We start from the raw sequence: 14,060 nt of genomic DNA, 5'->3' as shown, positions 1-14,060 counted from the left end.
ATGACAAACATTCAAAAACGTTTTTATAAAGGCCGTGTAGCGTTAAATGTATTAGCGAATAATACCCGAAATGCGAAAGATATTTTTGAAGCAGCAGAAGGTTATGTAGTAGTAGGTGTGTTATCAAAAGACTACCCAACAGTAGAAGAAGCAGTTACAGCGATGAAAGCATACGGAAAAGAAATTGATGACGCTGTATCAATCGGACTAGGAGCAGGGGATAATCGCCAAGCGGCAGTTGTAGCTGAAATTGCGAAGCATTATCCTGGTAGTCATATTAACCAAGTGTTCCCTTCAGTTGGAGCGACACGCGCAAATCTTGGCGGAAAAGATAGCTGGATTAATAGTTTAGTATCACCAACAGGAAAAGTAGGGTACGTAAATATTTCTACTGGTCCAATTAGTGCAGCTGGAGAAGAAAAAGCAATCGTTCCAATTAAAACAGCAATCGCACTTGTACGTGATATGGGCGGAAATTCATTGAAGTACTTCCCGATGAAAGGTTTAGCTCATGAAGAAGAATATCGCGCAGTTGCGAAAGCTTGTGCGGAAGAAGGATTTGCATTAGAGCCAACAGGCGGAATTGATAAAGAAAACTTCGAAACTATTGTACGTATTGCGCTTGAAGCAAACGTAGAGCAAGTTATCCCGCACGTATACTCTTCTATTATTGATAAAGAAACTGGCGATACGAAAGTAGAAGATGTGCGTGAATTATTAGCGGTAGTGAAGAAGCTAGTTGATCAAAATGCGTAAGAAAATTGCAGCATTCGGCGAAGTCATGATGCGCCTGCAAGTACCAGGTTATGAATTGTTGTCGCAAGCTAACACATTACATTACTCATTTTCTGGTACAGGTGTGAACGTTGCAGCAGCACTTTCTCATCTCGGTCATGAAGGCTTTCTTATTTCAACTTTACCGGAAAATTCTGTTGGGGATGCTGCGGTATCACATATTCAAAAGTTAGGCATTCGGGCACCGTTTATTTCAAGAAGCGGCAAATATGTCGGCATGTACTTTTTAGAAAATGGATTTGGAGCACGTGCAAGCCGCGTTACATATTCGAATCGATTAGAAAGTAGCTTCAATACGGCATGTGAAGAAATGTATCAATTTGAAGAAATCGCAAAGGAAATTGATATTGTTCATTTTTGCGGAATTACACTTGCGATGAATGACACGGTGCGCCATCATATGAAATCTTTAGCGAAAGCAGTGAAAGAAAACGGAGGCACGGTTGTTTTTGATTGCAATTATCGTCCATCGCTTTGGGGAGAAGATGGATATGAACAGGCGAAACCGCATTATGAAGAAATGTTAGAGCTAGCTGATATTGTAATGATGAATGAAAAAGATGCAATGTTCGTTCTTGGAATGAAAACAGAGGAGACGGAGCGAGAGGCGCAACTTGTTGATCTTATTCCAAAGGTTGCTGAAACATATCATATCGCTACAATTGCTGGTACACATCGTTCTATTAATAGCGATAATACACACTCGCTTCGCGGGTTTATATGTAAAGATGGGGCGTTCACTTTTGCAAAAACACTTACGTTTTCTGTATATGATAGAATAGGTGCTGGAGATGCTTATACGAGCGGGATTATTCATGGCGAGATAGAAGAGTTTGCACCAGAGAAAGCTGTTTCATTTGCGTCAGCAGCTGGAATGCTTGCACATACAATCGTCGGTGATACGCCAATGTCATCAGAGAAGGATATACTTCGGGCAATGACGGCATCAGTAGGTGATGTAGAAAGGTAGTGGGTGTAACGGTGAACGTAACGAGGAAAAAAGGACCATTATATTTACAAATAAAAAACATTATTCGTGATCGAATATTGCATGGTGTATATGCGATTCATACGAATATTCCTTCCGAACCGCAGTTAGAAGAAGAGTTCAAAGTGAGTAAAATTACAGTACGAAATGCGATTAAAGAACTCGCTCAAGAAGGATATTTAGAAAAGAAAAGCGGTAAAGGAACGAAAGTCATCCGTAACACTTCTGCGACAAAACTGTCAAAGGGTAAGAAATTTACTGAAGTGTTAGTGGAAGAAGGATATAAAGTACAGAAGAAATTGCTAAAAGCAGAAATCGTTAAGAATGAAGAAGGAACAGTGCCATTTCAATTATTTGGTAAGGAGAGTTTTCGCATTGAACGTTTATATACGTTAAATGATGCACCGTACATTCATTATACGCACTATTTCTCAGCGAAAATGGCAAGTACAGATTTATCGGACTTTGACTTGCAATCGCTTTACGATTTAGTGGAAAACCGAGGCATTCATTTAGAAAACTTCAGAGATGAATTCGCTGTTGGACTTGCGCCTAGTTTCGTTGCAGAAGCATTAGGTGAAAAAGAGGGCACAGCGTTATTAAAACGAATGCGCTATTCTTACGATGAAGTTGGCGAAGTAATTGAATATAGCGAAGGCTACTACAATACAGAAATGCAGCATTATGTAGTGAATTATGACGTATAAAAAAGAGGGGATTTTCCCTCTTTTTTTATAAAGTAAGGGGTAACTAACTGTTACGATTTATTTAACCAATTAAAACTAAAGTTAATTAAATATATCAGTAAGCCCTGCTAGTCAAGTGATTGGCTAGTAGTGAGGGTTAACTGCGGGCAATCCCTAAAGCTGATTGAACTACAACGTGGCTAGAAATGGCGAGCGTGAATGTCGCGAAAGCAGAAAAAATCAATCAGATCGTGCAAGGTTAAATCCTAAACACTAGGACAATGGGTCTTCCGCCTCGAATCATCTAAGTCAAAATGGATAAGATGAACGTTCAACGACTATCTCGTATAACTGACGAGAGTACACCACAAGCCTATGGTGGTGGAAAAATCCTCTATCTCTAAGTAGATAAACATATAGTCTGCGCTCATGTGAAAACATGAGAAGTTCATAAGAGAACTGGCTAAGGAATTGCGCCCTTAGTTGAACGAGATAAATTTTATTGAATCTATCAAACTTCATTGAATACAGCGAACGTATGTGCTATATTGGATTCAATGAGGTAAGAATAATAATGAAATTTTTACGAGTTAGTCAAGTATCAGAATTAACAGGTTTGCATCCGAGTAGTCTCAGGAGAATGCTGGTGGAACACGCTACGATTCAGAAGAACAAATCTTTCATTAAAGGAGTTACATTCTGATGATATTGGCGAAGAAAGTTAGACTGATTCCAACGCCTAAACAAGAAAAAGTGCTTAGAAACCATGCTGGTGCTGCAAGATTCGCTTATAACTATTGTAAAAGAATGAGTGATAGATACTATAAGCTATTTGGAAAATCTGTTTCACAGTTAGTTTTACAGAAACGATTTACAAAGATCAAGGAGCGAAAGAGATATGAGTGGTTAAAAGACATTAATGCACAAGTTCCTAAACAGGCTTCAAAAGATTTTGATACGGCTAGAAAAAATTCGTTCAAAAAGTACAAAAATGGTTCTCACACTTCTTATAAATCTAAAAAAGATTTGATCCAAGGATTTTATGCCAATTATGAAAGACTGATTATAGGAAAAAAAGTCGTTCATATTCAGTCTATTGGAGAAGTGAAAACAAGCCAACAACTACCAAGAGATAAAAAACCATCCAATCCAAGAGTTACCTTTGATGGTCGTCACTGGTGGATTAGTGTGGGGTTCCAAGAAGACTTTGAATCACAAGAACTAACCAATGAGTCAATCGGTGTGGATGTTGGTTTAAAAGAGCTGTTTGTAGCTTCTAATGGTACGAAAGAACGAAATATAAACAAAGACGCCAAGGTTAAAAAACTTTTGAAAAGGAAAAAGTCAGCGCAAAGAGATATGTCTAGGAGATTTAAAAAAGGTGTGAAAATTCAATCTGCTGGATATGAAAAAGCGAAAGCTGAGCACCTGCGGTTATCTAGGAAAATTATGAATATCCGAAATAACCATATCCATCAAGCAACAGCTAAATTGATGAAAACCAAACCAATGAGGATTGTTGTGGAAGACTTATGTATTTCAAACCTGTTAAAAAACAAAAAACTATCGAAAGCATTTTCATTTCAAAAATTAAACTTCTTCTTTCAATGTTTGTCATACAAGTGCGAGAAGTACGGCATTGCGTATGTAAAAGCTGATAAATGGTTCGCTTCAAGCAAGATTTGCTCATGTTGCGGCGTTAAATACGACCATTCAGTTCAACCAGAAGGACAGTGGAGTTTAAAGATTCGTGAATGGCGTTGTGCTTCATGCAATAGCTATCACGATAGGGATGTAAATGCTGCGATAAATTTATCAAGATGGGTAAAATAAATGCTTGATAATAGGAGGTAACGATACTGCCTCGTGTGGAGTGTTATACCCCTCGTCCCTTTGGGGTTGCGAGAACACGATGAAGCACTAACTTGTATAAATTTGATTGAATTGTATAGATTTAGTTAAGTTTATCGTATCGGAATGAGAGATGGATATATACTTATTAATCGTCACGTTACTTGCAATCGCAATTGTTATTTTAGGGGTGTCATGGTGGAAATGGCATGCCTTTATTAGTTTAACAGTTGCTAGTTTATTTTTAGCCATTATGTCTGGACTGAATTTAACGAAAATAGTGACTGCCTATGAAACTGGTGTTGGTAGTGTACTAGGGCATTTAGTTGGTATTTTGGCTCTAGGAACAATTTTAGGGAAAATGATGTCCGATTCGGGGGCCGGCATGCAAGTGGCAGATTTCTTTATTCGATTTTTCGGTGTGAAGAAGCTACCGTGGGCTATGTTATTTGCAGGATTTGTTATAGGGATTCCGGTATTTTTCGAAGTGGGGATTGTCATTTTATTACCACTTGTTATTTCTATTCGAAAAACGACGAAGCAAAATATATTATTAATTGCGTTACCTGTTATTGCTGGATTATCTATTGTCCACGGGCTCGTGCCACCACATCCAGGGGCTATGACAGCAATCGGTATTTATAACGCGAACTTAGGAAAAGTTCTTTTATATTCATTACTTATCGCGTTACCAACAGCCATTATTGCAGGGCCGATATTTGCAAAGTGGGTACATAAAAGGGTTATACCTGAAAATGAACCAGAGCTTGTTCGAGTTACGACTGTATCAACGGATTTACCGAGTCGTAAAGTTTCATTCTTTATTATTTTATTACCAGTTGTATTGATGATTTTATCAGTAGTTGCACCATATATTTCATTACCGAAAAAGATGACTGAATTTTTTGTATTTATAGGGAGCCCAGTAATTGCTTTACTTATTTCATGTTTCGCAGCGTTCTATTTACTTGGAATAAGACAAGGAATTAATAAAAAGGTTATTAAAAAGTTAACGGACGAAAGTTTATTACCGGTCGGTTCCATTATTTTAATTATCGGTGCAGGCGGTGGGTTTAAACAAATATTAATTGAAAGCGGCGTTGGCACAGCGATTGCGCAAATGGCAGAACATATATCGTTATCACCGATCGTTTTAGCTTTCATGGTAGCTGGATTAATTCGAATTGCAACAGGTTCAGCAACAGTAGCATTAACGACAGCAGCAGGAATTGTTTCACCAGTTATTCAGCACATGACAGGTGTAAATTTAGAATTGCTCGTTATTGTAACAGGTGCAGGATCATTAATGTTTTCTCACGTAAATGATGCAGGGTTCTGGCTTGTAAAAGAGTATTTAGGATTGACGGTGAAGGAAACGTTTAAAACGTGGACGGTACTCGAGACGTTGTTGTCATTTATCGCATTTGGTTTTGCGCTTTTATTAAATATGTTTATGTAGAAGATACCTTAATTGGTATCTTTTTTTTGATGAAGCCCATTTCCAAAAACAAGCCCGTTTTTAGGTGAGCCAAGCTTCCTATTCGCCCTGAAAACATACTATAAATGGAATCCCCTCATTTAGAGCAAGGTGAACTTGTTATGAATGATACTAAAGGAGGAATAGAGTAATGAGCGAAAAGTGTGAACACAGACATGATGATTGTAACCGCAGACATGGGTGCGGCGGCGGTTTTGCGCTTCTAATCGTATTGTTTATTTTATTAATCATCATCGGTGCTAGCTGCTTCGGCGGTGGCGGTTCTTGTGGTTATGGTGGTTACGGCGGTTATGCTGGTGGCTATGGTGGATATTGCTGCTAATTATTTAAAAACTATTGAAAATAACCTTGTGCATATTGCACAAGGTTATTTTATTCATATCTTGATATGCTGTGATAATTTATTAATGTACAGAGAACGGATTAAGAAGAAGAAAATGATCTCGATAATCCCGAAAAAGGTGAGTATAATCAATAACTCTTTTAGTAATGAGAAAGAAAACATGCTTTGTAAAAACTTAACCGCAAATAATGTGTGAACACCAGCAACGATGTAAGGAACGAAAAACAAAATTCCTAACTGAATCGTTGCAGAGCGAAACATTTCTGATTCAGTTAATCCAAGCTTTGTAATCGTAATATACTTTTGTCTCTCAGTTGTTAAGTCATTATACATACGGAAATATAAAACACTAGCCGCACCGATAAAGAAGATAAAGCCAAGAAATGCCCAAATAAAGAATTGAGCAACTGCATTTTCTTTACTATGGAGTAACTCATCAGTAGCTGTATAAATATTAAAAGGAACAGGAGATGCATGCTTATCGTCTTTATGTGCCTCATAATATTTTTCGGTGTCATTACTAATACTTTTTAATATATTTTTTGTGGGAATAATTGCATTTTCCCAATTATCCACGAAGTAGTTATAAACTGTAATGGTTTCAATATGAGGAATCATAGTATCGATTGCATAATCTTGCATAATAACTAAATTTGCTAATGCAAATGGTGGTGCTATTCCTTTGTTAATAAATCCCTTTATATAAAACTCCTTTTTATTGGATTCAAGCGTAATTGTATTTTGTTTTACAAATGGATTTGATACAAGGTTTAATAGCTCTGGTGAATAGCCAGAAATAATGTAAACTTCTTTTGAATCAAGGGTGATTGTAGGTCTCTTTAACTGTTTAGCAATTTCGTTATAATCACTCATTTTCATAATTGCAATCTCTTCTTTTGAAGCAGTATCTTTTAAAAGCGTAAATTTATATTTTTTATATTGAAAATGAGCATTGGAAAGTTCGGATTCAATAGTATTAACGTGCTTTCGTTCAAGGGAATGATCCCCTTCTAATTTGTATGTGAAGGGAATAGGATAGCGCTCTAGTATCGATGCTTTCGTATTATTATTCGCAGCAAATAGTCCGATAATAATTGTAAATGCAAGTGCAGATAACATAGAAACGATAAAGAGAACATTAATATTACTACGAGTACGAGCAACTAAGTCTGAAATCCATAACATATTTATTTGTTTTAAATAAAACTTTCTGCGCTTCTTTAAAATATAGATAAAAAGAAGAAATGTTTGTGAAAAGAATAAATATGTCCCAACTATTACGAGCGGTAAAATAGACAACATAATGAGAAAGACAGATCCATTTTGCACATTTTCTTCCGTTACGTAGCCTTGCGGATAACCAGCGATGTAATAACACAGTCCTAAACAAATTAAAGCAAACAAAGAGATGAGTATAGATGGCCTTTTTTCGGCTATCACTTTTTTGTTACCTTTAATGAGCTTCGCTGTTTTACGAGTACGAATGAACATTGGCGTAAACGTAGAAACGATTAAAAATAAAATGATAAAGGTAACAGTTGTAACGGTAATCGCTTCTGTCGGCCAATATAAATAGAGGCCTTTCGCACTTGTTAATTTCGAAGTGACTAATAAGAAAAAGTTAGAAAATACAAGCCCACCTTGAATGCCGATAAAGATAGATAATATCCCGATGATCATGTTTTCAGTAAATAACAGTCTTTTTAATTGTCTCTGTGAGATACCGAGAATCGTGAGTATCCCGAATTGCTGCTTCCGTACGTTTAAAAATGTTCCAATTGAATATAAGAGAAAGAAGAACGAGAACATAACGATCACAAGCTGTGCTGTACTAGCTAAGTTCATTAGCGGATCACGTTCTTGAAAGCTTTGTACATTTTGTAAGCGCGGATGATACGCGTATACAGTAAAGGAAAAGAAAACCATGATAGAAAAAGCACTACTTACAAAATAAGCGAAATATGCTTTCGAATTACGCGAGACATTTTTAAATGCAAATTGCCAAAATGTCATCCACGTCTTCCTCCTAATAATGCTAAAACATCTAATATTTCTTGATAAAACTTCTCGCGATATAATCCGCGGTGTAGTTCGTTGTAAAGCTCGCCATCTTTAATGAAAATGACACGGTTACAATAACTTGCTGCGAACGGATCGTGTGTAACCATTAAAATTGTTGCATCTTCTTCTTTATTTAACTTCGTAAATAGCTCCATTACATCAATTGCCGCTTTTGAATCTAAGTTTCCTGTTGGTTCATCGGCAAGTAGAAGTGAAGGATGATGAATAACAGCACGTGCTACTGCGGTACGTTGTGCTTGTCCTCCAGAAACTTCAAAAATACGTTTGTCCAAAATGTGATCAATTCCAAGCTTTTTTGAAATGTTATCAAGTTTTTCATCCATTTCTTTTAATGGAACATTATCTAATGTTAAAGGTAGTACGATATTTTCACCGATTGTTAGTGTATCTAGTAGGTTAAAGTTTTGGAAAACAAATCCTAACTCTTGGCGGCGGAAAATAGCTAGTTTCTCTCTACGAAATGTGTGCGGCTTTTTTCCGTTAATCACGACATCACCAGAGGTAGGGGAATCAATTGTAGAGATAACGTTTAAAAATGTAGATTTACCGCTACCAGATGGCCCCATGATAGCAACAAATTCACCTTTATCTACATGTAAATTTATATTTTTCAAAGCAGTATGAGGGACTTTTCCTTCATACACTTTTGAGACGTTTTTTATGTGTAAAACTTCTTCCATAGTAATCACCTTTCTATCCTTTAAAACTTAATGTGTTGTGATAATTTTTGCATATAAAAGGAACGAATTAAAAGGAAAAATAAAATTTCAACTGTTCCAAAAATCATTAGTACGACTGTAATCTCAGCGAAGAACGAGAGATGTAATATTTCTTGTAGCATCTTTGTCGCAAACATCGTATGAATCGATGCCATAATGTATGGAACAAAGAACAGAATCGCAAGTTGAATTGTAGCAGATCGTTTCATTTCGGCTTCTGTTAAACCAATTTTTGTAATCGTTACATACTTTTCTTGCTCATTTGTTAAATCTGTATACATTCTGAAGTAAAGAACACTGCCAGCACCAATAAAGAAAATAACACCTAAGAAAGTACCAATTAAGAAGAACGAAGCGACGTTTAGTTTTGTTGTGTATAGAGAATCGCTCGCTTCACTTGCATGGAATGGTGGGTGCTCAGCCTTAATCGCTTCATTATCATTATCAATTTTTGTTATAAATTCCGAACCGATGTTATGTGCTTTTTCCCAATCGTTAACTTTAAAGTTATATACACTCATCTGTTTTGAAACCGATGATAATGCCTCTACATTTTCATCAGATAATACGAGTAATGTTGAGATTAAGCTGTTTGGGAAAGGATTATAATTTTTATATTCTTTTACTTGTAGCTGTAGGCTGTTTTGAGTAAGTGTAAGAATATCTTTCCTGTCTGTATCATAAATTGTGCCAATGAATTGCTCATCTATGTCTTTCATAAGGATATAAGATTCATTATTTTTTACGTTGAGATGTTCCCAGTTTAACGCCTTAGCAAGTATATTGTAATCACTTTGTTTAATTGCATAATAGAGCTTTGGGTTCTCTTCTGCCGAAGATACTTCATATATATCCGTTTTAAGTTTTTTATAAGTAAAGTGCTCTTCATTAAATTTTTGTTCCAACCAATTTAAATGTTCATCAGCTAACGCATTTTCAGTATGTGATAAATACGTAAAAGGGAAAGGGTTTTGTCTTATTGCATCAAACTTTGTAAATTTCCCAAAACCGTATAAGAATGTAATCATAGTAAAAGCGAGTGTTGATAGCATCGCTACAATAAAGAGCATGTTAATGTTTGTCCGAATGCGCGCTGCTAAATCAGAAATCCAAAGCATATTCGTACGCTTCATATAAAATGTTCTTCGCGTTTTTAATATACGAATGAGTAAAAAACTAATTTGTGAAAAGAAAAAATATGTTCCGGCTGCAACAAGTGAAGGAATAACAAATATGCTAGAGACGGCATATAGGATTCCAATCATATCACCTAGGGACATAAAATATAACGGATTTGCCGCTAATACGTATCCATTTATTAAACATGTCGCACCAAAAAGAGAGATAAGCACGGATGCTTTTCTTTCTTTTTGTTTTGTTCCTTCTTTTAAAAGACGTACAGCCTTTCTCGTCCGAATGAGCATCGGTGTAAAAGATGAGACGAGGATGAAGAGTCCAAGAAAGATGATCATAGTTAAAATAATGGCACCTGTTGGCCAATATAAATATAAACCAGGAACATGCGTAATCTTGGCGGTAACCAATAAAAAGAACTGTGAAAAGACAAGGCCAAGTTGAATGCCGAAAAAGATGGAAAGAACACCAATTAGCATGTTTTCTAGAAATACGAGTCTTTTTAATTGCTTTTGAGATATGCCAAGTACTGTTAAAATTCCAAACTGCTTTTTTCGTACTTTTAAGAAAGTACCGATTGAATATAGTAAAAAGAAAAACGAAAAGAATACAATGACAACTTCTGAAATTGTCATTAATATGTTCAGAGCAACATTCACGTCTGTCATATGCAATTTAGGATGAAATAAATAAACTGCAAATGAGAAAAAAATTGCGATGGAAAACGCACTGCTTACAAAATAGGCGAAATAAGCTCTGGCGTTCCGCGTTACGTTTTTAAATGCAAACTGCCAAAATGTCATTCACCTAACCTCCTAATAGAATTAGCCTAAAAGGAGTATGAGGCGATTTTTCCCTCATACTCTTTTTATTTTTAAAACTTAATATGTTGCGATAACTTTTGCATATAAAGGGAACGAATTAATAAGAAAAAGATGATTTCAACCGTTCCGAAAATGACAAGTACAACTGTAATTTCAGCGAATAGTGATAAATTGATAATATCTTGCAACATCTTTGTAGCAAACATCGTATGAATAGAAGCCATAATGTATGGCACGAAAAATAAGATTCCAAGTTGAATGGTCGCTGAACGTTTCATTTCTGATTCTGTTAAGCCAATCTTCGTAATCGTTACATACTTCTCTTGCTCAGTTGTTAAATCTGTATACATTCGGAAGTACAGTACACTTCCAGCCCCAATAAAGAAAATAATCCCTAGGAATGTCCCAATGAGGAAATAGGAAGCACTTCCTGATTTGATCCGGTATAGGGAATTGCCTGATTCGAAAACACGAACGATGCTTCCTTCATGCTTCATACTGTTGCGATCTTTATCGGTGCGTTTTACAAACTCATCAGCAATAGCATATGTATTCTCCCAGTTTTTTACGTTGTAATTATAGGCTGTTACATGTTCTATGGGATTTTGTAAATTATTAATAACAAAATCAGGTACTACTAACGTTTCATACGCAAAAGTAGCTGGTAGAGCACTTGTTACCTCAAATCCTTTTACAAGTAGCTTATCATTTGTATGAGAGAGTGTAACATGTTGGCTACTATAATTTTGATCGAATGCACTAAACAACGGGAAATATGCAGTTCCAGATAATACGTATGTTTCATTGTCATTCACAAATAGTTGTTTTAAATGTAATGACGTAGCAAGTTTATTATAGTCACTTTGCTTTATGGCAAATGTGTCGTTATACATTTCTGAACTCTGTTCCGTTTTTACAGGTGTGTTATATAAATCTACTTTAATTTTATCGTACGAAAACTGTCCATCTTGTAACTGTTTTTCTAGCCAATTCAAGTGCTGGGCAGTAAAAGGATTCGCATTATATGAGAAATAAGAAAATGCGAATGGCGAATTACGTTCAACATCAAGTTTCATGAATTTCCCGAATCCATATAAAAAAGTAATCATCGTGAATGCAATTGTAGAGAGCATTGCTACAACAAAAAGCATATTAATATTTGATCGAATGCGGCTAGCTAAGTCTGAAATCCAGAGCATATTAATCCGTTTCATATAAAACTTTCGTCTCTTTTTCAAAAGATGAATGAGCAAGAAACTAATTTGTGAAAAGAAGAAATACGTACCGATTGAAACGAGTGCTGGAATGACAAAAATACTGGAAAACATATAAATCATTCCTATTTGTGGGCTTAATGATACGAAATATATTGGTTTGCTAGCTAAAGCGTAGCCACCTATTAAACATATAGCACCAAAGAGAGAAATGAGTATGGATGGCTTTCGTTCTTTCTGTTTTCCGCCATTCGCTTTTAAAAGATGTACTGTTTTTTTCGTTCGAATGAGCATCGGTGTAAATGTAGATACAACGATAAAAAGGCTAAGAAAAACAATTGTTGTTAAAATGAAAGCATTAGTAGGCACGTATAAATATATGCCTGGCAAGTGCGTGATTTTTGCAGTCACTAATAAGAAAAATTGCGAGAAGACAAGTCCAAACTGCATACCGAAAAAGATAGATAAAATACCGATTAACATATTCTCCATAAAAACGAGACGATGTAATTGCTTTCTCGATATTCCTAAAACGGTCAAAACGCCGAACTGTTTTTTTCGCACTTTTAAAAAAGTACCGATGGAATATAGTAAAAAGAAGAAAGAGAAAAATACAATTACTACTTCTGAAAATATCATTAATCCTGAAACTTCAGAGGTCATGCTAAAGTTTTGTAATTTCGGATGAAATAAGTAAACAGCAAACGAAAAGAAAACAGCAATGGAAAAGGAACTGCTGACGAAATAAGCAAAATAAGCTCTGGAATTACGTGTTACATTTTTAAAGGCAAACTGCCAAAATGTCATAATATGTACCTCCCGCTAGAAGGTAAATATGTAGTTTTATTGCAAAAAATGTATGAGAGTGCGTTCTCATACATTTTGCTAGTATATGTTAGGGTCATGCTTCAGTCACCTGCTCTGTATACTCTGCGTGATTATTTGCAGCGTTGTGGAAGATGATTTTAATCGTCGTTCCTTTACCAACTTCAGAGTCTAGTTTGACAGAGTGGCCTAAATAATCACAAATTTTACTTACAATATAAAGTCCCATACCAGTAGACTCTCCGAATGCGCGACCGTTTTTCCCAGTGTAAAACGGTTCAAATACTCTTCGAATATCTTCTTGCGGAATACCGACGCCTTCATCGCGAACTTCTAAAATAATATCTTTTCCGTTTCGGTAAGCAGATAAGAATACTTTTTTTCCGCGCTCACCAGAGTAACGAACTGCATTTGTCATTAGCTGATAAATGATGAATTTTAGCCATTTCGCATCAGAAGCAACTTTTAAATCGGAATGAACTTCTAAAACAGGGAAGACTCCGTTTCGAATGAATAGTTCTTTTAATCCGTTAATATTTTTTGTTACGGTATCTTTTAATGAGATCGTCTCAACGTGGAAATCTTCATGGAAGTTATTTAATCTTGCCATATATAAAGCCATATCGAGTCCTTGATTTAATCGCTCTAATTCTTTTTTGAATTTCGGAATCAAATGCTCATCTTCCATTTCGAGCACCATAAGCTGCATAACAGAAACAGGCGTTTTCATTTGATGCACCCAGTGGTTAATAAATAATTGATGTTCTTGTTGTTTTACTTCATACGATTGTAGTTCTTTTTGGAATAGACGATATTGCGTGCGTACGAGTTCATTTACACCGTGAGGCATCGGAGCAGTTGCTCTTTCAATAAACGCATCTTCCATTTTCTCTGGTTGCTCACTTAATCTATGGTACATTCTACGGTTGCGAACGTAACGATAAGCGAGGAAACAAATGAATAAATACAAACTTAAAACGACGAAGTAAAATTTATTATTTTGAAATCCATCTACTGCATCATACAGAACGAAGATGATACCGAAGTTTAATACGTATAGTAGAAAAAATGCAAAATGATCACGTAAAAATAGCCTCATGC

11 protein-coding genes are annotated in these 14,060 nt (G+C 35.9%); 6 read left to right on the top strand and 5 right to left on the bottom strand.

The window, feature by feature from the left end:
* The 6 genes from dagF to AC3WVA_RS05720 all read left to right on the top strand — a co-directional run bounded on the left by dagF (position 1) and on the right by AC3WVA_RS05720 (position 6,140).
* Positions 1-756 (top strand): 2-dehydro-3-deoxy-phosphogluconate aldolase, encoded by a 756-nt coding sequence (dagF, locus tag AC3WVA_RS05745; RefSeq protein WP_098520165.1) that lies wholly within the window; start codon positions 1-3, stop codon positions 754-756.
* The gene (locus tag AC3WVA_RS05740; protein WP_098345706.1) at positions 749-1,765 is read left to right on the top strand and encodes a sugar kinase; all 1,017 of its coding nucleotides are present in this window, start codon (positions 749-751) and stop codon (positions 1,763-1,765) included. The genes dagF and AC3WVA_RS05740 overlap by 8 nt, the downstream gene beginning before the upstream one ends.
* The gene (locus AC3WVA_RS05735; RefSeq protein WP_098345707.1) at positions 1,765-2,490 is read left to right on the top strand and encodes a GntR family transcriptional regulator; all 726 of its coding nucleotides are present in this window, start codon (positions 1,765-1,767) and stop codon (positions 2,488-2,490) included. The genes AC3WVA_RS05740 and AC3WVA_RS05735 overlap by 1 nt, the downstream gene beginning before the upstream one ends.
* A gap of 681 nt (positions 2,491-3,171) precedes the next feature.
* A complete protein-coding gene (locus AC3WVA_RS05730; protein ID WP_492321825.1) occupies positions 3,172-4,302 on the top strand; it encodes an RNA-guided endonuclease InsQ/TnpB family protein in 1,131 nt (376 codons plus the stop codon).
* Positions 4,303-4,453: 151 nt separating this feature from the next.
* Positions 4,454-5,779, top strand: coding sequence for a gluconate permease GntP (gntP, locus tag AC3WVA_RS05725; RefSeq protein ID WP_098346768.1), 1,326 nt, complete (start codon positions 4,454-4,456; stop codon positions 5,777-5,779).
* Positions 5,780-5,948: 169 nt separating this feature from the next.
* Positions 5,949-6,140, top strand: coding sequence for a YjcZ family sporulation protein (locus AC3WVA_RS05720; protein ID WP_001290399.1), 192 nt, complete (start codon positions 5,949-5,951; stop codon positions 6,138-6,140).
* A 54-nt stretch (positions 6,141-6,194) separates the two neighbouring features.
* Here AC3WVA_RS05720 and AC3WVA_RS05715 read toward each other — a convergent pair whose 3' ends face one another.
* The 5 genes from AC3WVA_RS05715 to AC3WVA_RS05695 all read right to left on the bottom strand — a co-directional run bounded on the left by AC3WVA_RS05715 (position 6,195) and on the right by AC3WVA_RS05695 (position 14,058).
* Positions 6,195-8,174: an FtsX-like permease family protein gene (locus AC3WVA_RS05715; RefSeq protein WP_098346769.1), complete on the bottom strand. Its 1,980-nt coding sequence runs from the start codon at positions 8,172-8,174 to the stop codon at positions 6,195-6,197.
* On the bottom strand, positions 8,171-8,923 hold the full coding sequence (locus AC3WVA_RS05710; RefSeq protein ID WP_000393250.1) for an ABC transporter ATP-binding protein: 753 nt from the start codon (positions 8,921-8,923) through the stop codon (positions 8,171-8,173). The genes AC3WVA_RS05715 and AC3WVA_RS05710 overlap by 4 nt, the downstream gene beginning before the upstream one ends.
* 20 nt (positions 8,924-8,943) lie before the next feature.
* The gene (locus tag AC3WVA_RS05705) at positions 8,944-10,899 is read right to left on the bottom strand and encodes an FtsX-like permease family protein (protein ID WP_492321824.1); all 1,956 of its coding nucleotides are present in this window, start codon (positions 10,897-10,899) and stop codon (positions 8,944-8,946) included.
* A 71-nt stretch (positions 10,900-10,970) separates the two neighbouring features.
* Positions 10,971-12,941, bottom strand: a complete 1,971-nt coding sequence (locus AC3WVA_RS05700; RefSeq protein ID WP_098346771.1) for an FtsX-like permease family protein — start codon at positions 12,939-12,941, stop codon at positions 10,971-10,973.
* A 94-nt stretch (positions 12,942-13,035) separates the two neighbouring features.
* Entirely contained in the window at positions 13,036-14,058 is a 1,023-nt protein-coding gene (locus AC3WVA_RS05695) for a sensor histidine kinase (RefSeq protein WP_492321823.1), read from the bottom strand.
* Between the last annotated feature and the right edge of the window lie 2 nt (positions 14,059-14,060).

This window comes from Bacillus sp. EB106-04-02-XG92, from assembly GCF_058791995.1.
This window is presented reverse-complemented; position numbering and strand designations above follow the sequence as displayed.

Coding starts and splice junctions, on each gene's coding strand:
- dagF (WP_098520165.1), top strand. CDS start 1: ATGACAAACATTCAAAAACGTTTTTATAAAGGCCGTGTAGCGTTAAAT.
- AC3WVA_RS05740 (WP_098345706.1), top strand. CDS start 749: ATGCGTAAGAAAATTGCAGCATTCGGCGAAGTCATGATGCGCCTGCAA.
- AC3WVA_RS05730 (WP_492321825.1), top strand. CDS start 3,172: ATGATATTGGCGAAGAAAGTTAGACTGATTCCAACGCCTAAACAAGAA.
- gntP (WP_098346768.1), top strand. CDS start 4,454: ATGGATATATACTTATTAATCGTCACGTTACTTGCAATCGCAATTGTT.
- AC3WVA_RS05720 (WP_001290399.1), top strand. CDS start 5,949: ATGAGCGAAAAGTGTGAACACAGACATGATGATTGTAACCGCAGACAT.
- AC3WVA_RS05715 (WP_098346769.1), bottom strand. CDS start 8,174: ATGACATTTTGGCAATTTGCATTTAAAAATGTCTCGCGTAATTCGAAA.
- AC3WVA_RS05710 (WP_000393250.1), bottom strand. CDS start 8,923: ATGGAAGAAGTTTTACACATAAAAAACGTCTCAAAAGTGTATGAAGGA.
- AC3WVA_RS05705 (WP_492321824.1), bottom strand. CDS start 10,899: ATGACATTTTGGCAGTTTGCATTTAAAAACGTAACGCGGAACGCCAGA.
- AC3WVA_RS05700 (WP_098346771.1), bottom strand. CDS start 12,941: ATGACATTTTGGCAGTTTGCCTTTAAAAATGTAACACGTAATTCCAGA.
- AC3WVA_RS05695 (WP_492321823.1), bottom strand. CDS start 14,058: ATGAGGCTATTTTTACGTGATCATTTTGCATTTTTTCTACTATACGTA.